This window comes from Pseudomonas sp. SED1 (assembly GCF_034044025.1).
Classification (GTDB): domain Bacteria; phylum Pseudomonadota; class Gammaproteobacteria; order Pseudomonadales; family Pseudomonadaceae; genus Aquipseudomonas.
The window spans coordinates 25,671-50,982 of the sequence record NZ_JAXCIS010000109.1; the positions used below are offsets into that span (position 1 = coordinate 25,671).

The 25,312-nt window shown below is 55.4% G+C and carries 32 protein-coding genes; 21 read left to right on the plus strand and 11 right to left on the minus strand.

What is annotated here, in order from left to right; translation table 11 throughout:
- Nucleotides 1-85: 85 nt before the first annotated feature.
- Together deoC and SNL23_RS14150 are read left to right on the plus strand one after the other, a co-directional pair.
- The gene (deoC, locus tag SNL23_RS14145; RefSeq protein ID WP_076013434.1) at nucleotides 86-769 is read left to right on the plus strand and encodes a deoxyribose-phosphate aldolase; all 684 of its coding nucleotides are present in this window, start codon (nucleotides 86-88) and stop codon (nucleotides 767-769) included.
- 137 nt (nucleotides 770-906) lie between these two features.
- Nucleotides 907-1,131, plus strand: coding sequence for a DUF2188 domain-containing protein (locus SNL23_RS14150; protein ID WP_003217639.1), 225 nt, complete (start codon nucleotides 907-909; stop codon nucleotides 1,129-1,131).
- Nucleotides 1,132-1,250: 119 nt separating this feature from the next.
- On the opposite strand, the gene SNL23_RS14155 is transcribed toward SNL23_RS14150, so the two are convergent.
- The gene (locus SNL23_RS14155; protein ID WP_318302522.1) at nucleotides 1,251-2,108 is read right to left on the minus strand and encodes an SDR family oxidoreductase; all 858 of its coding nucleotides are present in this window, start codon (nucleotides 2,106-2,108) and stop codon (nucleotides 1,251-1,253) included.
- Nucleotides 2,109-2,206: 98 nt separating this feature from the next.
- A complete protein-coding gene (locus SNL23_RS14160; protein WP_076013435.1) occupies nucleotides 2,207-2,479 on the minus strand; it encodes a DUF2790 domain-containing protein in 273 nt (90 codons plus the stop codon).
- 214 nt (nucleotides 2,480-2,693) lie between these two features.
- On the opposite strand from SNL23_RS14160, the gene SNL23_RS14165 reads away from it, so the two are divergent.
- The 8 genes from SNL23_RS14165 (at nucleotide 2,694) to SNL23_RS14200 (ending at nucleotide 9,914) form a co-directional block, all read left to right on the plus strand.
- Complete coding sequence (locus SNL23_RS14165) at nucleotides 2,694-3,455, plus strand: GntR family transcriptional regulator (protein ID WP_318302523.1); 762 nt, start codon at nucleotides 2,694-2,696, stop codon at nucleotides 3,453-3,455.
- Nucleotides 3,452-5,185 (plus strand): fumarate reductase/succinate dehydrogenase flavoprotein subunit, encoded by a 1,734-nt coding sequence (locus SNL23_RS14170; RefSeq protein ID WP_318302524.1) that lies wholly within the window; start codon nucleotides 3,452-3,454, stop codon nucleotides 5,183-5,185. Before SNL23_RS14165 ends, SNL23_RS14170 begins: the two co-directional genes overlap by 4 nt.
- Before the next feature lie 55 nt (nucleotides 5,186-5,240).
- Complete coding sequence (locus SNL23_RS14175) at nucleotides 5,241-5,486, plus strand: 4Fe-4S dicluster domain-containing protein (protein WP_003217650.1); 246 nt, start codon at nucleotides 5,241-5,243, stop codon at nucleotides 5,484-5,486.
- Nucleotides 5,487-5,609: 123 nt separating this feature from the next.
- Nucleotides 5,610-7,016, plus strand: a complete 1,407-nt coding sequence (locus SNL23_RS14180; RefSeq protein WP_318302525.1) for an ABC transporter substrate-binding protein — start codon at nucleotides 5,610-5,612, stop codon at nucleotides 7,014-7,016.
- 12 nt (nucleotides 7,017-7,028) lie between these two features.
- Nucleotides 7,029-7,811 carry an ABC transporter permease gene (locus SNL23_RS14185; RefSeq protein ID WP_318302526.1) on the plus strand — a complete coding sequence of 261 codons (783 nt, stop codon included), beginning with the start codon at nucleotides 7,029-7,031 and terminating at the stop codon, nucleotides 7,809-7,811.
- Complete coding sequence (locus tag SNL23_RS14190; RefSeq protein WP_093196951.1) at nucleotides 7,811-8,650, plus strand: ABC transporter ATP-binding protein; 840 nt, start codon at nucleotides 7,811-7,813, stop codon at nucleotides 8,648-8,650. The genes SNL23_RS14185 and SNL23_RS14190 overlap by 1 nt, the downstream gene beginning before the upstream one ends.
- Nucleotides 8,647-9,600, plus strand: a complete 954-nt coding sequence (locus SNL23_RS14195) for a HEAT repeat domain-containing protein (protein ID WP_318302527.1) — start codon at nucleotides 8,647-8,649, stop codon at nucleotides 9,598-9,600. Before SNL23_RS14190 ends, SNL23_RS14195 begins: the two co-directional genes overlap by 4 nt.
- Nucleotides 9,597-9,914, plus strand: a complete 318-nt coding sequence (locus SNL23_RS14200) for a DUF971 domain-containing protein (protein ID WP_076013445.1) — start codon at nucleotides 9,597-9,599, stop codon at nucleotides 9,912-9,914. Before SNL23_RS14195 ends, SNL23_RS14200 begins: the two co-directional genes overlap by 4 nt.
- Here the strand turns inward: SNL23_RS14200 and SNL23_RS14205 are convergent.
- Both SNL23_RS14205 and SNL23_RS14210 read right to left on the minus strand, forming a co-directional pair.
- Nucleotides 9,899-11,104 (minus strand): multidrug effflux MFS transporter, encoded by a 1,206-nt coding sequence (locus SNL23_RS14205; protein WP_318302528.1) that lies wholly within the window; start codon nucleotides 11,102-11,104, stop codon nucleotides 9,899-9,901. The two genes, SNL23_RS14200 and SNL23_RS14205, sit on opposite strands and share 16 nt — an antisense overlap.
- Nucleotides 11,105-11,302: 198 nt before the next feature.
- Nucleotides 11,303-11,662, minus strand: a complete 360-nt coding sequence (locus SNL23_RS14210) for a winged helix-turn-helix transcriptional regulator (RefSeq protein WP_318302529.1) — start codon at nucleotides 11,660-11,662, stop codon at nucleotides 11,303-11,305.
- Between the two features lie 98 nt (nucleotides 11,663-11,760).
- Between SNL23_RS14210 and SNL23_RS14215 the strand changes: the two genes are divergently transcribed.
- Both SNL23_RS14215 and SNL23_RS14220 read left to right on the plus strand, forming a co-directional pair.
- Nucleotides 11,761-12,510, plus strand: coding sequence for an SDR family NAD(P)-dependent oxidoreductase (locus SNL23_RS14215; RefSeq protein WP_318302530.1), 750 nt, complete (start codon nucleotides 11,761-11,763; stop codon nucleotides 12,508-12,510).
- Nucleotides 12,511-12,760: 250 nt separating this feature from the next.
- Entirely contained in the window at nucleotides 12,761-13,372 is a 612-nt protein-coding gene (locus SNL23_RS14220; protein ID WP_318302531.1) for an HAD family hydrolase, read from the plus strand.
- A gap of 132 nt (nucleotides 13,373-13,504) precedes the next feature.
- Here SNL23_RS14220 and SNL23_RS14225 read toward each other — a convergent pair whose 3' ends face one another.
- Together SNL23_RS14225 and SNL23_RS14230 are read right to left on the minus strand one after the other, a co-directional pair.
- Complete coding sequence (locus SNL23_RS14225) at nucleotides 13,505-13,663, minus strand: hypothetical protein (protein ID WP_318302532.1); 159 nt, start codon at nucleotides 13,661-13,663, stop codon at nucleotides 13,505-13,507.
- Nucleotides 13,664-13,861: 198 nt separating this feature from the next.
- A complete protein-coding gene (locus SNL23_RS14230) occupies nucleotides 13,862-14,245 on the minus strand; it encodes a helix-turn-helix domain-containing protein (RefSeq protein WP_318302533.1) in 384 nt (127 codons plus the stop codon).
- Nucleotides 14,246-14,368: 123 nt separating this feature from the next.
- Here SNL23_RS14230 and SNL23_RS14235 point away from each other — a divergent pair, with 123 nt between their 5' ends.
- The 9 genes from SNL23_RS14235 to SNL23_RS14275 all read left to right on the plus strand — a co-directional run bounded on the left by SNL23_RS14235 (nucleotide 14,369) and on the right by SNL23_RS14275 (nucleotide 20,927).
- On the plus strand, nucleotides 14,369-15,502 hold the full coding sequence (locus SNL23_RS14235; protein WP_318302534.1) for a phage/plasmid replication domain-containing protein: 1,134 nt from the start codon (nucleotides 14,369-14,371) through the stop codon (nucleotides 15,500-15,502).
- On the plus strand, nucleotides 15,499-15,729 hold the full coding sequence (locus SNL23_RS14240) for a hypothetical protein (protein WP_318302535.1): 231 nt from the start codon (nucleotides 15,499-15,501) through the stop codon (nucleotides 15,727-15,729). Before SNL23_RS14235 ends, SNL23_RS14240 begins: the two co-directional genes overlap by 4 nt.
- Complete coding sequence (locus tag SNL23_RS14245) at nucleotides 15,729-15,986, plus strand: hypothetical protein (RefSeq protein ID WP_318302536.1); 258 nt, start codon at nucleotides 15,729-15,731, stop codon at nucleotides 15,984-15,986. The genes SNL23_RS14240 and SNL23_RS14245 overlap by 1 nt, the downstream gene beginning before the upstream one ends.
- A gap of 9 nt (nucleotides 15,987-15,995) precedes the next feature.
- Nucleotides 15,996-16,289, plus strand: coding sequence for a propanediol utilization protein (locus SNL23_RS14250; protein WP_318302537.1), 294 nt, complete (start codon nucleotides 15,996-15,998; stop codon nucleotides 16,287-16,289).
- 248 nt (nucleotides 16,290-16,537) lie between these two features.
- Nucleotides 16,538-16,753 (plus strand): hypothetical protein, encoded by a 216-nt coding sequence (locus tag SNL23_RS14255; protein ID WP_318302538.1) that lies wholly within the window; start codon nucleotides 16,538-16,540, stop codon nucleotides 16,751-16,753.
- A 134-nt stretch (nucleotides 16,754-16,887) separates the two neighbouring features.
- On the plus strand, nucleotides 16,888-18,240 hold the full coding sequence (locus SNL23_RS14260) for a hypothetical protein (protein ID WP_318302539.1): 1,353 nt from the start codon (nucleotides 16,888-16,890) through the stop codon (nucleotides 18,238-18,240).
- 7 nt (nucleotides 18,241-18,247) lie between these two features.
- The gene (locus tag SNL23_RS14265) at nucleotides 18,248-18,535 is read left to right on the plus strand and encodes a hypothetical protein (RefSeq protein WP_318302540.1); all 288 of its coding nucleotides are present in this window, start codon (nucleotides 18,248-18,250) and stop codon (nucleotides 18,533-18,535) included.
- 18 nt (nucleotides 18,536-18,553) lie between these two features.
- Complete coding sequence (locus tag SNL23_RS14270; protein ID WP_318302541.1) at nucleotides 18,554-19,645, plus strand: zonular occludens toxin domain-containing protein; 1,092 nt, start codon at nucleotides 18,554-18,556, stop codon at nucleotides 19,643-19,645.
- Between the two features lie 22 nt (nucleotides 19,646-19,667).
- Nucleotides 19,668-20,927 carry a hypothetical protein gene (locus SNL23_RS14275; protein ID WP_318302542.1) on the plus strand — a complete coding sequence of 420 codons (1,260 nt, stop codon included), beginning with the start codon at nucleotides 19,668-19,670 and terminating at the stop codon, nucleotides 20,925-20,927.
- Between the two features lie 223 nt (nucleotides 20,928-21,150).
- Here SNL23_RS14275 and SNL23_RS14280 read toward each other — a convergent pair whose 3' ends face one another.
- From SNL23_RS14280 to deoA, 5 genes are all read right to left on the minus strand, one after another.
- Nucleotides 21,151-21,456 carry a hypothetical protein gene (locus SNL23_RS14280; protein WP_318302543.1) on the minus strand — a complete coding sequence of 102 codons (306 nt, stop codon included), beginning with the start codon at nucleotides 21,454-21,456 and terminating at the stop codon, nucleotides 21,151-21,153.
- A 71-nt stretch (nucleotides 21,457-21,527) separates the two neighbouring features.
- Complete coding sequence (locus SNL23_RS31555) at nucleotides 21,528-21,725, minus strand: AbrB/MazE/SpoVT family DNA-binding domain-containing protein (RefSeq protein ID WP_412104214.1); 198 nt, start codon at nucleotides 21,723-21,725, stop codon at nucleotides 21,528-21,530.
- A gap of 200 nt (nucleotides 21,726-21,925) precedes the next feature.
- Nucleotides 21,926-22,588, minus strand: a complete 663-nt coding sequence (locus SNL23_RS14285; RefSeq protein WP_167664329.1) for a DCL family protein — start codon at nucleotides 22,586-22,588, stop codon at nucleotides 21,926-21,928.
- A 158-nt stretch (nucleotides 22,589-22,746) separates the two neighbouring features.
- Nucleotides 22,747-24,000, minus strand: a complete 1,254-nt coding sequence (locus SNL23_RS14290; protein ID WP_076013450.1) for a phosphopentomutase — start codon at nucleotides 23,998-24,000, stop codon at nucleotides 22,747-22,749.
- Nucleotides 23,997-25,304, minus strand: coding sequence for a thymidine phosphorylase (deoA, locus tag SNL23_RS14295; protein ID WP_318302544.1), 1,308 nt, complete (start codon nucleotides 25,302-25,304; stop codon nucleotides 23,997-23,999). Before deoA ends, SNL23_RS14290 begins: the two co-directional genes overlap by 4 nt.
- Between the last annotated feature and the right edge of the window lie 8 nt (nucleotides 25,305-25,312).

Sequence of the window (25,312 nt, forward strand, 5' to 3'; positions counted from 1 at the left end):
AGTGTGAGTATTGTAACGTATTTTATGTGAGCGCTGTGACAGGCGGTACACGAACATTGGCAACATACAGGCAAGGACTCGTTAAATGAACACTCTTCAACCCGCAGCACTGGCGAAGTACATCGATCACACCTTGCTGGCTCCCGACGCCTCCCGTGAGCAGATCCGCACCTTGTGTGAAGAAGCCCGGGAACATGGCTTTTATTCGGTGTGCGTGAATTCAGGCCAGGTGCCTTACGCCGCGTCGTGCCTGACCGACGATAGCGTGGTGATTTGTGCGGTGGTGGGCTTCCCGCTGGGTGCCGGCCTGAGTGATACCAAGGCATTTGAAGCCCAACGGGCAATTGCCGCCGGGGCAGGGGAGATCGATATGGTGCTCAATATCGGTTGGTTGAAGGAAGGGCTGCTGGACGCGGTGCGCGATGACATTGCCTTGGTCCACAAGACCTGCGGCGCCGTGCCGTTGAAAGTGATCCTGGAAACCTGCCTGCTCGACGACGAACAGAAAGTCCAGGCGTGCGAGATCTGCCGGGATTTGGGCGTGGCATTCGTCAAGACGTCCACCGGGTTCAGCCGCAGCGGCGCAACGGTGGAAGACGTGGCGCTGATGCGCAAAACCGTGGGTGCCGGGGTTGGGGTCAAGGCCTCCGGTGGCGTGCGCGATTATGAGACGGCGATCAAGATGATCAATGCCGGGGCAACACGTTTGGGCAGCAGTTCGGGGATTGCGATTGTGGGCGGCGTGATGACGGCCGCGAGCGGTTACTGATCCAGATCGGATTGACTGTAGGCCCGCCTGTAACCTGATCCGCCAACTGCCTTGAACTCTGCCCGGCACCCGCGCTCGCAATAAGTAGGGCGCGGGTTTTGCCGCGTGCCGTGTTCATTCAGTCAAGGGAGCAGACCATGGATACCTACAACATCAACAAGACCGGCACGGGTTGGGCACTGACCAAGCAGGGCTCGGCGCGGCCGTCGAAAACGGCGGAAACCAAAGAGGCGATCGTTGAGTTGGCGAAGGAATTTCTCAGCGACAAGACGGCGTCGCTGAGGATTCACAGCATGGACGGGCGGATTCAGGAGGAGCGCACGTACCCGCGCAAAGCTGATCCGACACGATCTCCAGGCTAACCGAGTACCAAATGTGGGAGCGGGCTTGCTCGCGAAAGCGGAGTGTCAGGCACTACATGTGTGACTGATCCACCGCCTTCGCGAGCAAGCCCGTTCCCACACTGGATTGATGTCCGGCCTTAGAGAATCGGCTTGCCACCGGTCACCGCGTATCGCGAGCCCGAGATGTAACTCGCCTCATCCGAAGCCAGCAGCACATAGATCGGTGCCACCTCCACCGGCTGCCCAGGGCGGCCCAGTGGCGTCTCGCTGCCAAAGCTGTTCACGTCCTCATCGGGCATGGTCGAGACAATCAACGGCGTCCAGATCGGCCCGGGGGCCACGCTGTTCACACGGATGCCCTTGCTGCCCAAGAGTTGCGCCAGGCCGCCGGTAAAGTTGGCAATTGCGCCCTTGGTGGCCGCATACGCCAGCAACGTCGGCTTGGGCATATCGGAGTTCACCGAACTGGTATTGATGATCGACCCGCCGGCCTTCATATGTGGCAGGGCCGCCTTGCAGATGCGAAACATCGCAGTGATGTTGATATCGAAGGTCTTGACCCATTCCTCGTCGGGAATCTCTTCCAGAGTCTCGTGGGTCATCTGGAACGCTGCGTTATTCACCAGCACGTCAATACGCCCGAACTGCTCGACGGTTTGGTCGACAATCGCCTGGCAGTTGGCCTTTTGCGCGAGGTCCCCTGGCAACAACAGGCACTGGCGACCGGCTTCTTCCACCCAGCGTGCGGTTTCCTTCGCGTACTCGTGTTCATCCAAGTAGGCGACGGCCACGTCGGCACCTTCACGGGCAAAGGCAATCGCCACGGCGCGGCCGATGCCGCTGTCGGCGCCGGTGATCAGGGCGATCTTGTTGGCCAGGCGGCCGGAGCCGGTGTAGCTCTTCTCGCCGCAGTCGGGGTAGGGGTCCATCTTCTTCTGCGAACCGGGAACGGATTGGGCCTGGCTGGCGAAAGGTGGGCGTGGGTAGTCAGTCATCTCAATCTCCATAGATCACAACGGGTTCTATGGATTAGTAATTTTGCGCGCGGCAATAGTTGTAATCGATTCCCGCCAGGCCCGACGAATGGTTGCAATCAACCGTGCTGGCAGGCATCGCCCAGGCGCATGTAGTCCAGCTCATGGCGCACGCCGTGGCTGTCGATGTAGACCATGTGGCCTTTGACCGGACCGCACTCGGTGGATGACTCGGTACTGACCCGCACCACCTTGGCGATATCCAGGTCCTGAGAGTAGTCGTACGTCTCGCTGGCGGGTGCGCTGGCACTCACAGTGGGCGCCGTGGCTTCGCCCTGGGCGATGGCCAGTGTGCTGAACAGGCCCAGCACGGCAATAAGCAAATAACGCATGAGAACCTCCGGCACCACGAAGGTGGTGGCTTGACTGTGAGGCTCATTCTACAAAGCGCCTGCCGGGGGGATGAACGCCTGCGGGCCAATAGCAGACATCAGCCAAATCGATGCGCAGTCCTCCTGTCCATAACCTTATTCCAAAACGGTATTTCCACGCCTTTCATAAGACTCCTTATGATCACGTCATAACTCGTTATGACAAGTGGTCCTGATGAACGAATCAACCGTCGCCTTATCCCCTCTGTCCAGCGTTCCGCTGCATGCCCAGCTGCGGGATCTGCTGCGCAGCCGCATCCTTGATGGTGAGTACGCGCCGAACACCCAGATGCCTTCAGAAAGCGAGCTGGGTGCGCGCTTCAAAGTCAGCCGCATCACCGTGCGCCAGGCCTTGGGTGATCTGCAAAAGGAAGGCCTGATCTACAAGATCCACGGCAAGGGTACCTTTGTCTCCAAGCCCAAGGCTTATCAGAACGTCAGCACCCTGCAAGGGTTGGGCGAGTCCATGACCGAGCGCGGCTATGAAGTGATCAACCGTCTGCGCAGCTACCGCTTTGTGCCCGCTGACAAGTTGGTGGCCGAGCGCCTGGGCGTGGAGGAGGGCACCACTGTCACGCAGATCAAGCGGGTACGGCTGATCAATCGCGAGCCGGTGTCGCTGGAAATCACCTACCTCAGCCAGGTCCTGGGCGAGCGCCTGGAAAACGCCGACCTGGTGACCCGCGACATCTTTCTGATCCTGGAGAACGACTGCGGTTTGCAACTGGGTCACGCCGACGTGGCGATTGACGCGGTGCTCGCCGATAGCGAACTGACCCAGGCGCTGAACGTGGAGGCGGGTTCGCCGATCATGCGCATCGAGCGCCTGACCCACACCGCCGACGGCCAGCCAGTGGACTTTGAACACCTGTATTACCGCGGCGATGCGTTTCAGTACCGCCTGCGCATCGACCGTCAGCGAGGTAGCCGCCCGTGAGCCGCAAAACCCTGGAGCTGGAATACGACATCGTGGTGATCGGCGGCGGCACCGCCGGCCCCATGGCAGCGATCAAGGCCAAGGAGGCCAACCGCGATTTACGCGTTCTGTTGATCGACAAGGCCAACGTCAAACGCAGCGGCGCCATCAGCATGGGCATGGACGGGCTGAACAACGCGATTATTCCAGGCCACTCCACGCCGGAGCAGTACACCAAGGAAATCACGATCGCCAACGACGGCATCGTCAACCAGGCGGCGGTGTATGCCTACGCGACCCACAGCTTTGAAACCATCGAGCAGCTGGACCGCTGGGGCGTGAAGTTCGAGAAAGACGAAACCGGCGATTACGCGGTGAAAAAAGTTCATCACATGGGCGCTTACGTGCTGCCGATGCCTGAAGGGCACGACATCAAGAAGGTGCTGTATCGCCAGCTCAAGCGGGCGCGGGTCAACATCACCAACCGGCTGGTCTGCACCCGTTTGCTGACCGACAGCGAAGGCGCAGTAAACGGCGTGATGGGGTTTGACTGCCGTACGGCCGACTTCCAGGTGATCAAGGCCAAGGCGGTCATCCTGTGCTGCGGCGCGGCCGGCCGCCTGGGTTTGCCATCGTCGGGTTACCTGATGGGCACCTATGAAAACCCGACCAACGCCGGCGACGGCTACGCCATGGCCTACCACGCAGGTGCGGAACTGGCGAACCTGGAGTGCTTCCAGATCAACCCGCTGATCAAGGACTACAACGGCCCGGCCTGCGCTTATGTCACCGGGCCCTTGGGTGGCTACACCGCCAACAACAAGGGTGAGCGCTTCATCGAATGCGACTACTGGAGCGGGCAGATGATGTGGGAGTTCCACCAGGAGCTCGAAAGCGGTAACGGCCCGGTGTTTCTCAAGCTCGATCACCTGGCCGAGGAAACCATCCAGAACATCGAGCAGATCCTGCACAGCAACGAGCGTCCCAGCCGTGGTCAGTTTCACGCTAACCGGGGCACTGACTACCGCAGCCAGATGGTCGAGATGCACATCTCCGAGATCGGCTTTTGCAGCGGGCATTCGGCGTCGGGCGTGTGGGTCAACGAGCGCGCCGAGACGTCGGTCAAGGGCCTGTATTCGGCGGGTGACATGGCGGCCGTGCCCCACAACTACATGCTCGGTGCGTTCACCTATGGCTGGTTCGCCGGCATCAACGCTGCCAGCTTTGTGGCCGGGCGCGAATTCAGCGCGGTGGATGCCCGGCAAGTCGCCACCGAGCAGGCTCGGGTCTACGCGCCGCTGGACCGCGAAACCGGCCTGCCGCCGGCCCAGGTCGAGTACAAGCTGCGGCGCTTCGTCAACGATTACCTGCAACCGCCCAAGGTCACCCGCAAGATGGAAATCGGTTTGCAACGCTTTGCCGACATCGAGCGCGACCTGGACCAGATGAAAGCCCACAACCCCCATGAATTGATGCGCGCGATGGAAACCAGCGTGATTCGCGACTGCGCCGAAATGGCCGCCCGCGCCTCACTGTACCGCGCTGAAAGCCGCTGGGGTTTGTACCACTACCGGGTCGACCACCCGCAACGCAACGACGCCGACTGGTTCTGCCATTGCCATCTGAAAAAAGGTGACGACGGGCAGATGGTCAGCTTCAAGAAACCCGTCGAGCCGTATGTGATTGCGTTGGATGCCGAAGAGATGCAGGCCTACGACCGCCTGCGGGTGGGCGCCCACGCGGCTGCCTGAACCTGCGTTGCACCGCTACAGCCAGAGAGCGCAAAAGCGCCAAGGACACCGTGAAATGGCCTATCAGCCCCAGGAAATATTCTTCCGCTCCAATGCCCCGGTGACGGTGGATGAAGACAAGTGCATCGCCGAAAAAGGCTGCACGGTCTGCGTCGACGTGTGCCCGATGGACCTGTTGGCGATCAATCCGGCAACCCAGAAAGCGTACATGGCGTTCGATGAATGCTGGTACTGCATGCCCTGTGAAAAAGATTGCCCCACCGGCGCAGTCAAGGTCGAGATCCCGTACCTGCTGCGCTGAGATCTGCCGCAAACGCCATCCGCCAACCCCGGACGCCATCCGAGTGACACCCCCTCGTTTCCCACCACGCCAGACCGTGGCGGAGACGACTCTTTCAACCACGATTCGAGGGGAACTACCCAAATGTTATTGCGTGCAACCTTGGCCGGCCTGGTGCTGGCTTCCTTGAGCCTGTCGGCTCAGGCCCAAACGATCCGGGTGGCCATCGGCACCCAGGACACCACCATCAACTGTGCGGCGGGCGGCTTGCTGATCCGCGAGCTGGGGCTGTTGGACAAGTACCTGCCACACGACGGCAAGTACAAGGACGCTACCTACGACGTGCAGTGGAAAAACTTCACCAGTGGCGCGCCGCTGACTAATGAAATGGTCGCCGGCAAACTGGACTTTGGCGCGATGGCCGACTTCCCCGGCGCCTTCAATGGCGTGGCGTTCGAAGCGGCGGGCAAGCACAGCCTGTTTATCAGCGTGTTGTCGGGCAATATCAAGGGCAGCGGCAATGGCATCGTGGTGCCGATTGCTTCCAGCGCCCAGTCCCTGGCCGACCTGAAAGGCAAGACCATCTCCGTACCATTCGCCTCGACGGCCCACGGCATGTTGCTGCGCGCCGTTGCAGCCCAGGGTTGGGACCCGCTGAAGGACGTCAACATCATTGCCCAGGCGCCCGAAGTGGCGGGTTCGGCGTTGCAGGCCAACAAGATCGACGCCCATGCGGACTTTGTGCCGTTTGGCGAGCTGTTCCCCAACCGGGGTTTCGCCCGCAAGATCTACGACGGCTCGCAATCCAATACCCCGACCTTTCACGGCGCGCTGGTGGACGAGGGTTACGCCAAACAGTACCCGGAAGTCGTCGTCGCCTACCTGCGTGCGAGTATCGAGGCTAATCAGTTGCTGGCCGCAGAACCGGAGAAGTACAGCGAACTGATCGAAAAAGTCACCGGTGTCGAAGCCGAGGTCAACTATCTGTTCCATGGCCCGCTGGGGGTGCAAACCCGTGACCTGAGCTGGAAACCCGAATACCGCCAGGCCGTGGGCACCGCGATCGACACCCTGAAATTGCTGAAAAAGGCTGACCGCGGCCTGGACCTCAATACCTTTATCGACGACCAGTACATCCGTGCCGCGTTCAAGGCATCTGGCCTGGACTATGCGGCGCAATTGGGCAATTACGCCCAATCCCCGCTGAAGGCCAACGATGCCCTGACCGGCAAACCGATCACCGACTGGAAGCATGTCGCGCAAATCTGGGTCAAGGGCGAGCCCAAGGTGCGCGATTACGCCTCAGCCGAAGCGGCGTTCACCGCCCTGGACAGCCTGAACAAACAAGGCAAGGCGGTGCGCGCGGTCTATGCCCAGGCCCAGGACAGCGGCATCAAGTTGTTGGCCAGCCAGGCGTGGTTTGCGAGCAATCAGCAAGGCCAACTCAGCGCGTTCCTGCTCAAGGGCCAGGCGCAGCAGTTCGCCCAGGCTCAGGGCGGCAAGGTGTTCAACTTTACCGACGCCGGCGCGCAGGCCGTTGCCGGTCGCTGAGGGAGCGTGTTCATGACAAGCACCCCATGGCGCTGGCTGCCCAAGGCCGCTTCATTGCTGTTGTGCCTGCTGTTCTGGCAGTTGGCGGCCAGCCAGCACTGGAACCTGTGGCTGGTGACCTTCGCCAATGTGCCCACGCCGGGCTCCGTGGTGCAGGCCGCCCTTGGGCTGGCGGACTCGGGCAAGCTCGCCAGGCACCTGGGTGCGAGTTTAACCCGGGTGTTTGAAGGCTACCTGGCGGCAGCAGTGGTGGGCATCGGCCTGGGCATCGCGATTGGCCGCTGGAAGTGGGCGGAAGACCTGCTGTTGCCGCCATTGGAGGTGATCCGGCCGATCCCGGCGGTGGCCTGGATTCCGCTGGCGATCCTGATGTTCCCGTCGTCGGAGCTGTCGATGATCTTCATTACCTTCACCGGCGCGCTGTTTCCGGTGCTGCTCAACACCGTGCATGGCGTGGAGGGCGTCGACCCACGGCTGATCGCGTCGGCGCGCAGCCTGGGGGCAGGGCGCCGGGCGATCCTGCTGGAAGTGGTCCTGCCAGGCGCCGCGCCGAGCATCATCACCGGCCTGGCGATTGGCATGGGTACTTCGTGGTTCTGCCTGGTGACGGCGGAAATGATCTCCGGCCAATACGGCATCGGCTATTACACCTGGGAGTCCTACACCATTCAGAACTATGCCGACATTGTCGTCGGTATGCTGTTGATCGGGGTGCTGGGCATGGGCAGCAGCCTGTTGGTCAAGCGCCTCGGTGCACTGTTCACCCCCTGGCATCGACCACGAGGTAAAGCCTGATGAGTCAACTTGAAGGGCGTGTCGAGATTCGCGGCTTGTCTATTGTATTGGGCGAAAAGCAGCAGGCATTCGAGGCGGTGAAAGCGTTGGATTGCAGGATCGAGCCGGGCCAGTTTGTGTGCATCCTCGGGCCGTCCGGGTGTGGCAAGTCGACCTTGCTAGGCGCGCTGGCCGGGCACCTCACGCCGAGCCAGGGCACCCTGGAAATGGACGGCGAGCCGGTTGCCGGGCCGTCCCAGCAGCGGGGCATGGTGTTTCAGCAGCACACACTGTTCCCATGGCGCTCGGTGCGCGAAAACGTCGCCTTCGGCCTGAAGATGCGCGGCGTGGGCAAGGCCGAGCGTCTTGCTGCCGCCGATGACATTCTTCAACTGGTGGGCCTGGAAGATTTTGCCGAGCGCTGGCCCAACCAGCTGTCTGGCGGTATGCAGCAGCGGGTGGAAATCGCCCGGGTGTTGATCAATCGCCCCGGCCTGCTGCTGATGGACGAACCCTTCGGCGCGCTGGACGCCTTGACCCGCATGAAGATGCAGGCCTTGCTGCTGGACATCTGGACGCGTATCCGCACCACGGTGGTGTTTGTCACCCATGACATCGACGAAGCGCTGTTCCTGGCCGACCGCATCCTGGTCATGAGCCCACGTCCGGGGCGCATTATCGAAGATTTCCTGCTGACCTTCCCGAGGCCGCGCAGCACCGAGCTGATGACCTCGCCGGAATTTACCCACCTCAAGCGCCATTGCCTTGAGCTGTTGCACCACGAAGAGGGTCGCCAGTTGCCACGGCTGAACCCGCTCGGGCTCCCCAACGATCACCCAAGACCGCGATTTGCCATATGACCTATGAAACCGAAAACCCCGACATCGAAGCCCTGCGCCCCCGGCTGCAAGCGCCGGATGCCGGCATGCGCCGGATCGCCCTGATTGATTTGGCAGACCTGGAAGACCCAGACGGCCTGGTGTGGCTGGTAGACAGCCTGCGCCACGACCCGGCCACCGACGTGCGCGCCCAGGCCGCCAGCCTGCTGGAAGCCTGGGAGGAAGACGAAGTGGTCGAGGCGCTGTGCCAGGCGCTGACCGACACCGAGGTATCGGTGCGTGACGCAGCCGCCCAGAGCTTGAGCGTGCTCAAGACAACACAGGCGGGCCGGTTGTTATTACCCTGGACCACCCACGCCGACGTCAGTGTGCGCACGGCTATATTTCGTGCCTTGCGCGAGTTGCGCCTTGAAGATTCGGCGCCGTCGGCACTGTTGGCGCTGAAGGATGCCGATGCTGGCGTACGCCGCGAAGCGGTCGGCGTGCTCGGCTGGCTAAAGCACCTGCCGGCACTGGAGGCCTTGGCGATACTGGCCAGCAGCGACCCGGACACCGAAGTCCGGCGCGCCGCCACCGGCGCCCTGGGTCTTGCCAGTGATGACCGGGTGCTACCCGCGCTGTATGACGCGTTGCAGGACGTCACTTGGCAAGTGCGGGAGGAGGCGGCGACTACCCTGGGCAAAGTCGGTAGTGCCAGTGCAGGCGACGCCTTGATCAAGGCGCTGGCCGATGACTACTGGCAAGTCCGCCTGCGCGCAACCCGCAGCCTGGGTCGCCTGCGCTATGCCCCAGCGTTGCACGGGTTGGTCCTGACCTTGGGCCATAGCATCAGCAATCTGCGCAAGGAAGCCGCTCTGGCACTGGGCGAATTGGGCGATCGCCAAGCCCTTGGTCCGTTGCGTGATGCCGCCAACGATGGCGACCCGGAAGTGCGCAAGGCGGTCCGCATTGCCCTGGCGCAACTGCAATGAACAGCGCACCGAAAAGCATTGGGCGCGATGATGAAGGACGCTTGAGGCTGGAATGGCATGAAGGCGTGCAATGGATCGACCATACCCGCCTGCGCCGTGAATGCCCGTGTTCACAGTGCAGGGCCTTTCGGTTGAGGGGCATGCTGCCGCTGGTATCGGACCGTGTTCGGGTATTGGAAGTGCATCCCCAGGGGTATGGCGTGCAGTTGATCTTCAGCGATGGGCATCAGCGGGGGATTTACCCGTGGGCCTATTTGGCGGGCATGGGGCTTCAGGCTGAGGCCCCAATTTCCACTGCTCAGGTACGCGGCTGAGGCTGCAGGTGCGCCGGCAGGCGGTGCAGCGTCCACCACACGGTGAGCATCGCCGCCACAGCGCTGAGTGCGATGCCGATCAACATCGGCGCCGGTGTGTGGTCGGCGAACACACCCACTACCGCCATGCACACGGCCGCGGTGATCATCTGGATCGCGCCCAACAATGCCGATGCAGAACCGGCGACGGCGCCGTGATCTTCCAGGGACAACACCCCGGCCGCCGGCAATAGCAGGCCGAGGAAACCAAAGCCGACAAACAGCAGCGCCATCATCAACGGCAGGCTGTTGCCCCACAGTGTGGTAAGAGCGAGCAAGGTCATGACGGTCGCCACGCCGGCCACCGACCAACGAATCAAAGGGGCCAAACCGAAGCGGGCACTCAAGCGCGCCGTCAGTTGGCTAAGGGCAAAAAACGACGCTGCGTTGAGGGCAAAGCACAGGCTGAATTGCGTTGGCGTGAGCCCGTAGTACTCGATGTACACGAACGGCGCGCTGCCGATGAACACAAAGAACGTCGCCAGGCCAAAACCGCCCACCACCGACAACCCGGTAAACACCGGATCGCGCAGCAGCGCGCCGTAGCTGCCGAACGCATTGCCCAGGGTCTTGCCCAGGCGGCGTTCGGCGGGGTGGGTTTCCGGCAGTTGCACGGCGGTCATGATCAGGCACAGCACTGCGGCCACACCCAACACCAGAAACACTTCGCGCCAGCTCCATACCGCAATGATCAGGCTGCCCGCCAGTGGTGCGAGAATCGGTGAAATACTCACCACCAGCATCAACAAGGCCATCAAGCGTGCAGCTTCATGGCCGGTGTACAAGTCACGGACAATTGCCCGGGGAATCACCATCCCGGCGCAGGCGCCAAAGGCCTGCAACGCCCGGAATCCGATCAGCGCTTCGATGGAGGGGGCGAGGGCGCAACCAATGCTGCCCACGATAAAGATCACCAGGCCGGCGTAGATCGGCGGTTTGCGCCCGAACACATCGCTGATCGGGCCGTAGAACAGCTGGCATACACCGATGATCATAAAGAACACCGTCAGGCTCATCTGCACCGCAGCGGGCGAGGCATGCAGGCTGGCACCCAGCGTTGGCAAAGCCGGCAGGTAGATGTCGATGGCAAACGGGCCGACGGCGGTGATCAACCCCAGCAGCAGGGCGAGGTGGGCGATACTTCGAGACATGGTGATTCCGGACGGCGGTAAAAAAGAGCGGCCAGCTTAGTGATCACCCTCGGTGCATACAAGCCGGTGCTTACAGACTCAGTACATAGTCATGAGGGGATGGGTGTCGTAAACGATCCCTGATCGCGTAATAAACTCATAAGCTATTGATTTAACTCAACTAAATATCCATTTAGTCGAGTTAAGTATTTCGTGAGTTTAAGGCTGGGCGAGGGCGCCTGTTCGGCGTTCGCTGATGCGTTCAACCGCGAGCATGTGATCGGTACCCCATTGGCAAAGCGGCCCCAAGGCCTTGGCCAGTGAATGGCCGAATGGGGTCAGGGAATATTCGACCTTCGGCGGGATTTCCTTGAAGTCGATGCGATTGATGATTCCATCGCGCTCCAGCTCCTTCAGCTGCTGGATCAGCACCTTATCCGTCACGCCGCCAACTGCACGCCGCAGTTCGCCATAACGGTGAACTTCATGGGCCAGGTGGTACAAGACCAACGGTTTCCATTTCCCGCCAATCACCGCCAGGGCGGCGTCGAGCCCGCAATTAAAGGTGCTATTCGACATGTTTGTGCCCTCAGGCTGGGTACTTACCAAAAGGTGCATACTATTCAAAACAATAGCGCAGATCTACGCTTGAGCCTCAACATTTCCAGGAAACACTCATGAACAGGCTCAACGGAAAAATCGCAGTCGTCACCGGTGGCAACAGCGGGATTGGCTTGGCCAGTGCCGTACGTTTTGCGGCCGAAGGTGCACAGGTCGTTATCGTCGGACGTCGCCAGGAGGAACTGGACAAAGCGTTGGTCCTGATCGGGCATGACGCCGTTGCAATCCAGGGCGACATTTCAAATCTGCAGGATCTGAAGCGGGTATTCGCCCAGATCAAAGCAGACAAAGGCCAGATTGATGTGTTGTTCGCCAATGCTGGCTTGGGAGATCTGGAACCCATCGGATCGATCACCGAGGAATCATTTGATCGCACATTTGGCGTGAACGTGAAAGGCACGCTGTTCACCGTACAAAACGCGTTGCCACTGATGAGCGCCGGTGGCTCGATCGTGCTGACCGGTTCAACGACAGCCTCGATGGGCACCGCAGCGTTCAGCGTGTACAGCGCCTCGAAAGGTGCACTGCGAAACTTCGCCAGAAGCTGGGCGCTGGATCTGCAAGGCACGGGTATTCGGGTCAACGTGCTTTCACCTGGGCCAACGACGACGCCTGGTTTGGACCGAGCGCTTTCGGGTACCGGCCAGAAGGATGCGATTGTTGATTCGATGGTGACGCGTGTGCCGCTGGGTCGTATGGGTTTGCCAGATGAAGTGGCGAATGCGGCATTGTTCCTGGCGTCGGATGAAAGCAGCTTCATGACAGGCAGCGAGATGTTCGTAGATGGTGGTTTCGCTCAGGTGTGATTCAGGGTCATCGGCCAAATCGAGATGGGTTGGGTTTGGCCGATGAGGAGCGTGGTGCGCTGGTTGAAATCTGGTTGGCACTGCCCCTGATAACGAATCATATGATTACGCATAATTTCTGTGACGTTATGGTAGCTTTGCCGTCGTAATCGACGAATTTAGCGCCGGGATAATGGCGAAGCCCCGGCGCTGAATTTATCCATAACGTCCATTATGCGTGGCGTTTTTTGCACTGCCCTGAGTTTTATCTATGCCTGTTTCTTTAGCTATTTTTGATGCCTTTGGCACCTTGCTTAAAATCGGTGAAGGCTGCCATCCGTACCGTAAAATCATCAGGCTGGGAATTGAACAAGGGCGTCGACCTGGTAGTCGGGACTCGCAGGACCTGCTAACCAATCCTTTGGATCTGAGGGAGGCCGCTGAGCGCTTTGGCATTAGGGTGGAGCCTTCTATGATGCTTCAGCTCGAATCGGATCTGGAGAGCGAGCTGGCCAGCATTGAGGCTTATTGCGACGGGGTTTCTGCGGTCAAAACGCTTAAAGCCGCGGGGCTGAGTGTTGTCGTGTGTTCAAATCTCGCGAAGCCATATGCTTCAGCCATTGAGCGGCTTTATCCAGATTTGGATGGCTACATTTATAGCTTTGCTGTTGGTGCTGCTAAGCCTTCCATCGAGATTTATCATCATGCTTTGAATTCGGTTTCGGCCACTCCGAAAGAGGCCTGCATGATTGGTGATTCACGACTTTTAGACTGTGATATGCCGGCCGCCTGTGGCCTCCAGGGCTTCTATTTGGATCGCAAGGGTGGTGCCGGCTATGCCACGCTAGATTTGTTTGCTGAGGCGATTTTGTTAGCCAGGTAACTGATCAAGTCAGTCTTTGTTCGTGAGGGTGGGACAGCTTTTTCGTCCCGCGCTCTCGAGCGAAGAGCGGGTGGTAGGGCAGAGCCTTACGGCTTTTTTCTTCTGATTTCCACAAAGTTCTAGGCTGGAACTTTACTCCTCTTCCTCACTAGGCCAGCCGTTTGGTTTTCCTGCTAGTGGTCCCAGTGGCTCCAAACTCTTTTCAGGGTTTTTAAGAGATTTCAATAACTTGGTGTCCAAGTCATTCTTGGGCATTTTCTTCTCTTTTCCTTCAGCTGGCTTACCGGGCATCGCGTTTTCCCTTTTTCATCCCTACCAGGTACTGCCCGCTGAAAAGTTCCAGCGTGGAACTTTTGATGCCTTGCTTCCCCGATTTTCGAGCGAAGCGAGTGGGGGTGCTGTTACACCCCCACTTTGGTATGGTTTTCCATACTTTTAAAGCAAGTCAACTTTCCTGTCTTTCCTTCCGCCTCGTGTTTTACACCCATTTCACCGTTGTTTCCCACGGTCGGTGAAATAGTCTTCAAGCTCCAAGCTCGAAAGCACACCGCTAACTATGTTGCGAGCCATCGGTTTAACGGAATCGGGTAAATCACTGAATCGTCTAAACAAAGCTTTCATGTCTTCTGCTACGTCACGCTCGCTCCCTTCAAGCAGGATCTCATCTGTCGTGCACTTAAAAAGGATCGCCATTCGCACCACTTTGTCACCTGGCGGAGCATTTTTATCCTTTTCCCAGCCCGCGACGGTGTTCTCGCCGCTGCCTATGGCTTCAGCCAGAGCCTTCTGAGTGAGACCTTTCCTCTCTCTTTTGATCCGGATGTTTTCGCCGATGCTCATTTCTGTGTGTACCAAGTAACTTTGATCGTCCAAATCTAACACCTGTATATTTATACATCCCGAAATTATGTGGTTTCACCGCGAAATTCTGGTTGCAGCTCAAGCACCATATATCGTAGGCTATCACTCTAATTTAGTGGCTTGACAGGTTTTTGGATGTTCATCGATTGGCTCACGATTTCGCAGGAGCACGACCACGATCTACCGATCGTTGGCAACATCGTGCACCTGACGATTGACGAGAATACCAATCAGGTTTTGAGCACGAGTCGTCCCCGTTTTAAGCATGAGGGTAGTTTTTCCACGTCGGTCACTATTCATATCCAGGGCCGAAAAATTCGAGTTGAGGGAAATCCTAGCCGGGTAGGGCGGTTGGACAACTTATTTGGACACGCGACCATCGAGCAATGCGTCTCGGTCTACAACGGATTGCTACGTGAGTACGGTCTTCCTGGCTTCACCCGTTGCACCCGGCTTGATATTCGTCAGGGTGTTTCAGGTGCCAAATCAGGTGACAGAGTTGCTGATGGTGCAAAGATTGAACGAATTGACCTGACCACCAACTTTGCATTGGGGGAGGGCAACGTACTTGCTTATTTGCGTGGCGTTTCTAGCCAACGAATTGGCCATTCCATTGGTCACCTGTACTCGAACGGTCGTACTGTTGATTGGACTACTAATGGCGATGGAAAAGGCGGTCGTCTTCAATACCGTAAAGCCTATGACAAAGCCTTCGAGATGGAGCTAAACAGCCTTCGTAAGATTAAGCGTGTATTTGGTGAATCCTCAGAAGAGTACAAATATGTTAAGCGGGTTAGAGATTACTGCGCACAAGAAGGCGTGGTCCGCTTGGAACAAGAGCTAAAAAGCGAATTCTTACAGCGTGAAGCCCTTTGCTATTGGGGCTTATTTGATGAAAGGCGTTTGGCCGAACTCCACAGTGAGTTTCTTAAAATAGATGAAAAGTTAAAGGTGACAGCCATGGATATTGTGAGCATTGCTGAGCAATTGGTTGCTGAGGGTCATTGCAGTAGTCTTCGTTCTGCCCGTACCACGGCTAGTTACGCCCTTGAATGGATGTCTGGCACATCCAATATCGACTTTAAAAAGTCCCAGGTTAAAACGCACGCCGCATTACTTAATCGTATTGGCATAAATATCCGAAACGCGTGTGACACAAGCCGTTTTGCTCCCGTTTTTGTTCGACAATGTCGTGAAGTTTCTAAGTCTGCTCTAGTCGTGCCTGTCTGGTATCAGCGTGCTAACCATCTTCAGCAGGTAGCAGCATGAGAACGGTCGACTTTCAAGGTACACAACTCTCTTCTGGCCAGCGTCGTCGACTTGCTGATCAGAAAAGGCTTACTGCATCCATGCCAAATGTAATTGCTCAACAGGTTGCTGAAACACTCCAGTCACTTGAGAAACGAAAGGAGCAGGGTGTTAAGCCTGAGCGCATCTGGTTTGTAGAGCGTCAAGAAACAGGAACAACCTCTATTGTTGAATGGATGGGTTTCTAATGGATAAGCAGCAGTTTCAAGTTTTGCGTTGGAACATCGAATCGGATATTCGTAACCACGTTACCGATGAGGCGTTAGTAAAGAGTATCGCAAATGATGTTATGCGAACTGTTCTTACTGACTTTTCAAATCAAGCCATCGTTCGACAGCGTAGTAAACGTCAATTTTTGACCTTCAGGCGTAACCCTGAAGTCATTGCGCCCAGTTGGGCATTCCGTAAGCCCGGCACCGTTCCGGACTTTCCAACATTGAGATAAGGGCAACATATGTCTAACGTTATCGTAGTTGAAGTAACCGGTAATCACCGCAGTGGCACTGCTGCAAAATCGGGCAAGCCATATTGCATGTTTGAAGCATATGCTCACCTTCCAAACATTCCGTATCCACAAAAATGCACTTTTTACGCTGAAACTCCTCAGCAGGTTCCTCAGCCAGGAAAGTATGAGTGTGATGTTATCGCACAAGTGCGTGATGATCGTCTTATCTTTGAAGTAGATCCGCGACAAGGGCGTCGTATTAGTGCTGGTGCTCCACAAGTAGGTGCTGCTAAGACCGTCTGAGGGTTGAACCCTAATGTATGATTTTGTTCGCTGCACTGGCGAGCTAAAAACTGAGGGTGGCTTTCCTCAGTGCTCTGGGCTTTGGGAGGTTGTGCAAGTTCAACCTCCTTTTGATCCTTCACAGTTGGACCCTGCTTTATTGGCTTCTGCCTTCGGAGTGGGTTTCACCCTGCCTGCGACATTTATAATTATGTCTATTGGCATTCGTACTCTTCTGAGTTTTATTAAATCTGACTGAGGTAGATATTATGAAAAAGTTGACTAAGTTGTTCGCTGTTGCTTCTGTTTTTACTGCTGTATCGGCCAATGTTATGGCCGCTGATGCTTATGACTACACGGCTCTTTCGGGTGCGGTTGATTTTACCGCTGTTGGTGTTGCCATCATGGCTGTTGCTGCGTTGGTCGCTGGTCTTTATGCCATGTTCCGTGGCGTTAAAATGGTTTTGTCTGCCATTCGTTCGTAAGCTATTTAGCTTACTTACTTAGGGGGCTCTTTGAGCCTCCTTTTTTTAGGGGCTTTTATGGATCAGCTTTATTATCTTGCAATGTTTGTGATTGGTTCTGGTTGCGCCTTTGCTGTTTTCTCAGGTTGGTAACTATGAAAAACTATCTCTCGTTGTTCATGCTACTTTCATTCTTATCATTATTTCACAGCAGTCAAGCTACTGCAGCCGACCCTAAGTTTAGTTGCTTTTACGATATTGCTCCCAGCGCATACATGGGTAAAGATATGTGCAAAGATCATGGGTTCATTTATTCTACTCCAGAGGAAGCTGCTGAAGTCCTTGCTCAGGAGAAAAAAACTTATTGGAAGTCTGTTTGGGGTACTAAATATTACTCCTTTTCTTACCAGTCTCCAGTGTGCGTAAAGCTTTCGGCGCCATATTACGCTTATAGCTGTACCTATAGCGCACAAGAAAGCCATTTAGACAATAATGGCAATATGGTTTCTAGTGGCTATTTAACTCATTATGAAGTCGTTACTATTCGTCACTCTTGTGAGTCAACCACAGTTTTTAAGGGTTCTATTGGCTCTGTTATATCTTCTGCATCAGATGGAAAGCGTTATGTGCTTTCTCAATCTCCAGGTGAAACTGTTTGTGCTACGTCTTGTAATTATACTGTTAGAAATACAGAAAAATGTTACTTGTCAGTTGGCTCTGATAATGAAGGTTTTTGCAACTATAACTATGACATTAAGCTGGTTGATGGTCTTGAGTCGTCTTGCACCACCGATCCTAATCTTAAGCTTGCTGAGATCGGTGATGAATTGCAGGATAAATGCCCTGAAGGTTATGAATTCGCTAATGGCAGTAAACAATGCAGTTTGATCCCTTGCTCTGAAGGCTTTGAGCGTCTACTAGGTAGTGAGTCTTGCACCGCTATTCCTATTCTACCTGGTGGCGGCACCGGTGGTGGTACGGGCGGTGACGGCAGTACTGGTGGTGGTACGGGTGGTACGGGTGGTGATGGTGGCACTGGTGGTGGTACGGGCGGTGATGGTGGCACTGGTGGTGGTACGGGCGGTGATGGTGGCACTGGTGGTGGTACGGGCGGTGATGGCAGTACTGGTGGTGGTACGGGTGGTGATGGTGGCACTGGTGGTGGTTCGGATGGTGATGGCGGCAGTGATGGTGGTGGTCATTTCTCTACACCTGGCCCGCTTAATCTTGATTCAGCAACAGCTGGTAAAGGTGATCAAGTTAAAGCTCAGTTTGCCTCTATGCATAATAAGTTCGTAAGTTCAGATACTTTTACAGCTGCAAAAAATGGTTTTGGTGGTTCTTCTCATACTTCAGCGGTTTGTCCAGTTGGTACTGTTCAGCTTTTTGGAAAAGATATTGTCTTCGATAGTCATTGCAAGCTTTTCGAAATGATTAGACCGATTCTAGCCTCCATATTCATGGCGCTATGGTCTTTTGTTTCTATTCGCATCGTTTTATCTGCGTGAGGTTAATATGATTTCTGCTTTTGCCGGATGGCTCAAATCCATTATTGAACAGATTGCAGCTTGGATAATTAACGTCCTATTAATGATCCTTTCGTGGTTCTGGGATGCCTTGCTTTATATTCTTGAGTTGCTTGGTATTGCTGACCAGATAAAAGCGTCTGCGACCTTGTTTGATTCCATGCCTGATGGTGTATGGTATTTCATGAATATTTTTCAAATTCAGTTTGGGTTAGGTGCTGTTCTTATTGCCTATCTCATTAGATTTATGGTTCGTCGCCTCCCTTTCATTGGTTAAGTTTTTCGGAGTTCTTTAATGGCTATTCATGGATATGTTGGCAAGCCTGGCTCTGGTAAAACCTACAGCGTTGTTGAGCGGGTAGTTATTTCTTCATTGAAACAAGGTCGTCATGTTGTAACTAACATTCCTTTAATTGTTGATGATCTTCTTGCCGATTTTGGTGGCACCATTGAGATTTTGCCTCATGATTGGTGGGAGCGACCCGACCTAAATGAGTTTGTGCGTAATGGCTGTGTTCTGATTCTTGATGAGCTTTGGCGCAGATGGCCAAGCGGTCAAACGGTTCAGAAAGCCAATATCAACGATAAAGCTTTATTGGCTGAGCACCGTCACATGGTTGATGACAAAGGCAACTCTATGAGGATTGTCCTTGTCACTCAGGATCTTTCTCAGCTTGCTAGCTGGGCTCGAACTCTAATTGAAACTACCTTCGTCATTAAGAAATTTACGAAGAAAGCATATCGAGTAAATTCCTATTCTGGTGTTGTAACTGGCGACAGCCCGCCTAAATCAAAGCTCATTCGTCAAGCTGCTGGTAAGTTCAACCCTGATGTCTTTCGCTATTACAGGTCGGCCACTAAATCTCAAACGGGTGACGTTGGTGACGAATCTGTGGCTGATAAGACGGGTTCTTTTTTACGTTCCTATACCCTTTGGGGGTTCATTGTGCTTTTTGTGGTGGGCCTTTCTTTTGGTATCCCTGCTGTTACGTCTTTTTTTAAGGGGCCTACTCCTTCAAAAACCGAGCAACCTAAAGACATTGGGTCTAACGCTTTAAAAAATCCTCAAACTCAGGCTAAACCTGTGAAACCTCAGGTTATTTATTCATCTAATTGGCGCCTTTCTGGTTTTGTTCACCTTTCACAACCTGATACAAATAGTGTTCGTGATTCTTCTGTTGCTGTTCTTGTTTCACCTTATGGTCGTACTCGTTACATAGCGTTTTCTGGTTGTCGGTATTTTTCTGACTTCAAGGAGGCTTATTGCGACATCGATGGAGAGCGCATCACAACTTGGACTGCTGGTGGAAGCTCCTCACAAATTCCTTTTATTGGGGGCTTGGGCGGCGGGACTGCTGAGCGTAGCGTAAGCGGGACTGGCGGCTAAGACCAACATTACGGGAATTATGATGAAGTCCATTACGGCTGTTTTTTTCTCTCTTTTTATTGTCTTCTGCTGTTTTGCCGATGACTTACCAAAAATCAACTTCGACTTTGATGACGTTTCTACCAAAACGGCTTTACAGCTGATTGCTGATTCTGCGGGTCTTAACCTTATTGGCGCCGATGATCTTCACGGCTCTGTGACTATGCGTATGAAGGCTGTCACGTGGGAGGATGCATTAAAATATTTATCTCTCAGCAAGGGCCTTCATTATAATATTCAGAGTAATGTTTTATATATTTCTCATGACGCCAAGTATTTTGAGGGGCTTGACTCTCCTTTGCCGTTGAAAATAGACGATAATAAAAACACTATTTTCAATGTAAAACATATGCTTGCTTCTGAGGCTATCGCAGGGTTTCCGCTTTTTTCTAAAGATTTCAATCAAGAATCTCTTGCTGCAAATGACGCTTCAGGCGTTGTTTTGGCTCGCCTTTCCCCATCCCGGCTCGAAGAGCTGGCCATGTATTTACATGCTGTGGATTTTCCTCGCTCTCAGGTAATGATTGAAGCTAGGATCGTTGAGGTTGATCGTTCGTTTTCCAAGCAACTTGGTGTTAACTGGTCTGGCACCATCAAGGCTGGAAATTTTGCAGGCAAAACTGTCGGCACTTTTGTTGATGCTGGTTCTTTTCCGGTTAGTGGTGGCATCGGCTTTGTTTCCAGCTCGGCGATCCTAGATATGGAGTTAGCTGCGATGGAGAAGGGTGGTTATGGAAAGGTGATCTCTAGACCAAATGTTTTTGCTCGTGACAAGCAACAGGCCCGGATCGTAAAAGGTACCGAGGTTCCTTATCAACAGACCGCAGGGCAGGGGGCTACTTCCACCTCATTTAAGGAGGCTGCGCTTTCTCTCGATGTGACTCCGTTTATTGACGACACTGGTGTAAGGCTCGATATCAAGCTTGCCAAGGATGAGCCTGATTTCTCTAATGCACTCAATGGTATTCCACCTATTAAAACGGTTTCTCTCTCCTCAAATGTTCGCGTTAAACTTGGTGATACGGTTGCGCTTGGTGGTGTGTATTCGACTATCGAAACAACCCAGGAGCATCGAGTTCCTGGTCTCGCTTCGATACCGTTTCTTGGGCGAATTTTCCGCTATGAAACGCAATCCACATCAACTTCTGAACTGATCCTTTTCATTACTCCCACCTTGGTGCCAGCTGATGATGTTGCTCAAGTCAGCCACGCTCAGCAAAAGCTGGAACAAAAGTTGAGATGAAAAAAAACCGCCTTGACCAGGCGGTTTTTTTTCAGGTTTCGGTGAGGCCGATACCTGGACATCCTCAGTGGATGCACTCACATGAGTCAATACTACCTCTGATCGAAGTGTTCAGCCAGTTCATCATTTGGCAGAGCCTTCATAGTAGGAGCAGGGGCTTTTGTGGGAGTCTTTTATATAACTCAACTAAACAGTCATTTAGTTTATTTATAACTTTTATTCCTTAGTCTCTTCGTTTTCCCACGACTATAGCGCCGCGATTGATTGAGAATCCGACGTCACCTAAATAGTTACCGTTTGATGCTATGGAGGCTTCCGATGTGCCCAAAGAAACCGGGAGGATGTTCACTACGTCATAACCTTCAGCATCATATTCGTTGTAGACATCTTCGAGCTGTTTAGCCATCTCTTTGACGTTTACCGTCCTTGGGTCGTAAACATCTTTGGTCGACATACCCAAAATACCACTGGACACCTTTTTGGTTTCCAGAGAGGCGTAAAACCAGGTGGTGATGAATCGTTTCGACATCGGTAGCTCCTTGGCTTGGCGTTAGGGTTCTTCGTTGAACCGAGCGGCCCCAAGGTTATCAGAATTGATGGCTATAGGATGGCACGCACGGGCGTCAGGGTTATTGTGCCGTCAGGTTGTTTTTCTATGTTCAGCACGTCACCGATGCTCAACCCGATAGCTGACAGAAGATCGTCAGGTAGAGGTAGGACTAGGTCGCCAGTTCCATCGCCGGTGTTTTCACAGGTGACGATCCACTGTTCATTTTCAGCGCTTGGTGTGTGATTCATAGATAGATTCCAAGATGGCCAGAAGCTGATGATGCCTGTCTACCTGGCTAAAAGCAGTAGCATCAGATTTCAATCTGACCACCAGAGCCCCCCAGCTCCGTATAGGACGGTTCGCATAATGTATATTATGTTAAATGCTGTATATAAGCCTGCAACGCTCCCAATTGTCCAATCCCATTAACTCCCGGCGACCTTACCGTCTACATGCTGGTTTCCGTAAAGGCAGCACGCCGACCTCCCTTTGCCACATTGGCGGCCTTCAATAGCGGTTGAAGTTCCGCATGGAGCCGGTGGTAGTCCTCGAATGCGGTAGAAATCTTCAGGTCCATCAACGCCAGGTTTTCTCCATTTCCGGACGTTTCCAGAGCGGCCAAGTCTACTTTGCGATCCTGACAAAATCGCTCCAGCAGAATCCAGAAAGGATCCTTGTGATCAATGTGTAGATCCTTTCGATCGGTGATGATCACGTCGCTGATCGCACACTTTACTGGCAGACCAAGTGCATCACGAAATGCGATCAATTGAGAACGCACAGTAAACCTCAATGCCTCGCATACCTTGCCATGTGGCGATTGGACTGCGCCAGTGATGCAGCGTTTGTAGGAGAAACCTTCTTCGCTACCATCAATGCGGACGAGTCTGATCCCCCTTCCCGCTCCCACTTGGTTCCTCACGATCTTGAAGTGGTCGATTCCGACACCCATTTTTCTACTCGCATCCGGGTGCATTGCTATGAGCAGGTGCATTTTTTTGACCGCGAGCTTGTTAGTGATCATGCCAATCTGTGCTTTTTGCAGATAGTTTTTGAGACGGTCCAAAAGATCCTTTTTAGATTTGTACTCAAATGGCCCTAACCAGAACATTTAGAAGTCTCCTACCTCATTTGTTAACTCAGCGTCGTAATTACAAGGGGATACGTCCCAACCAAATCAGAAGTTTTAAATCAACAAGCTTGGCGCAACGCGTAGTGCATATCTCGCGAACAGCTCTTTACGCCCGTGTCGCTGGATCAAATCATCTCCTATTCAAGCGTCATATGCGATGAAGCACGAGCCTCCAACAGAAAAGACGTCCCCCACTCCAACGGTCCCAACCCCAAATGCGCCGCCAGCGTCTGGCCAATATCGGCAAAGCTTTCACGCTCACCCAACCAGCCTGCCGCCACGCCCGCACCATAAGCCAATACAGGCACATGCTCGCGAGTGTGATCGCTGCCCGGACGAGAAGGATCACAACCGTGGTCGGCGCTGATGACCAGCAATGTTTGCGGGTCCATCAATGCCAATAACTCCGGCAACCTGTGGTCGAAGGCTTCCAGCGCGGTCGCATACCCGGCCAGGTCCCGGCGGTGCCCGTAGAGCATGTCGAAGTCGACGAAGTTGGCAAACACCAGGCTGTTGTCTGGCGCTTCCCTGTAAGCTTTGAGCGTGGCATCGAACAGCGCGTCGTTGCCGTCTGCCTTGTACAACCGACTAATGCCGCGGTGCGCGAAAATGTCGCCGATCTTGCCCACCGCATGCACGGTGCCACCGGCGTCGCAGAGATGATCAAGCAATGTCGCCGACGGCGGCGGCACGGTGTAGTCGCGGCGATTGCCGGTGCGGCGAAACTCACCCGGGTGTTCTCCGGTGAACGGTCGGGCAATGACCCTGCCAACGGTGTATTCATCGCACAAGGTGCGCGCTATTTCACACACCCGGTACAACTCCTCAAGCCCGAAATGGCTTTCATGGGCAGCGATCTGCATCACGCTGTCGGCCGAGGTGTAGCAAATCGGTTGCTTGCTGCGGATGTGTGCCTCACCCAATTCGTCCAGCACCGTGGTACCCGAGGCATGGCAATTGCCCAGGATACCCGGCAAGCCTGCCCGTTCAATGAGGTCGGCCAGCAACTGTGGCGGAAAGGAGTTGATCGGCTCTTCGAAATAACCCCAGTCGAACAACACCGGCACGCCCATCATTTCCCAGTGCCCGGACGGTGTGTCTTTGCCGGACGATTGCTCCCGTGCGTGGCCGAAGGCACCGCTCGGTGCAGCGTCGCCCCAGTCGCCCGGCAACGGGCCGTCGCCACTGGCCGCCGCTGCAGCCCCCAATCCCAACCGCCCCAGGTTCGGCAGGGACAAAGGCCCGCGGCGCAACGGACCATCGGCTTCGCCACGGGCGCACGCCTCGGCGATGTGGCGCAAGGTATCGGCGCCTGAGTCGCCAAAAAGGGCGGCGTCGGCACTGGCACCGATGCCCAATGAATCCAGCACCAACACGATGGCCTTGCTCATAGTATTTCCTGGATCAAGTTGCGTTCGGCCAGGCGTGCACCACCTAATCGATAGGCTGCGCGCAAGGCGGATGCGCCCTGCTCGGCTTGCTCTGTATTGCGCGCGTGTACCCAGCCCAAGGGCCTTTGCGCGTTCACCTGTTCACCGACAAAGGCCAACTCGCTGAAACCGACTGACAGATCCAGCACGTCGTCTGGATGACTGCGCCCGCCGCCCAATGCGACCACCGCCAAGCCCACCGCCCGGGTGTCGATCTCGCTGACGCAGCCCGCCTCCTCGGCCCATACCGGTACCGACACGGGGGCCTTGGGTAAATGCTGGTCGTGGTTGTGGGCAAAGCCTTGCGGGCCACCCAGGGCACTGACCATTTGCTCGAAGCGCTGCAAGGCTGCCCCGCTCTGCCACGCCTGAAGCAATTGATCACGGGCCTGAGCCTCATCCCTCGCCAGGCCAGCCATCGTCAGTACCTCGGTAGCCAGGGCCAAGGTCACCGCCCACAGGCGTTCACTGCGCACCTCGCCCTTGAGCAGTGCTACCGCTTCGGCAACCTCCAGGGCATTGCCGGCACTGCGGGCCAACGGCTGGTTCATGTCGGTGATCAGGGCACGGGTGTTGACCCCGGCACCGTTGGCCACGGCGACGATACTGGCGGCCAGGTCGCGTGCCTGCTCCGGCTCGGCCATGAATGCGCCGTTGCCGGTCTTCACATCCATGATTAATACGTCGAGGCCAGCGGCGAGTTTCTTGCCGAGGATCGATGCGGTGATCAGATCAATCGACTCAACCGACCCGGTCACATCGCGGATCACGTACAAGCGTTTGTCCGCAGGGGCAAGGTTGGCCGTCTGGCCGATGATGGCGCAACCGACCTCGGCTACCACCGTGCGCAAACGTTCAGGGCTGGGTTGGCAGTCGTAACCGGGGATGCTCTCGAGCTTGTCCAGGGTGCCGCCGGTATGCCCCAGGCCACGCCCGGAAATCATCGGCACGTAACAGCCGCAGGCCGCCAGCAAGGGCGCCAGCAGTAAGCTGATCATGTCGCCGACGCCGCCGGTGGAATGCTTGTCGACGACCGGCCCCGGCAGATCCCAACTCAATACTTGGCCGGAGTCGCGCATCGCCTCGGTCAAGGCAATCCGCTCGGTCACGTCCATGCCCTTGATGAACACCGCCATGGCGAACGCCGCCACCTGCCCATCGCTGAGACTTCCGTCGGCAATTCCGGTGACAAACCGCTGAATGTCCATCGCGGCCAGGGTGTGCCCGTCGCGTTTACGGCGAATCACTTCTTGTGGCAACCACATACTGTGCT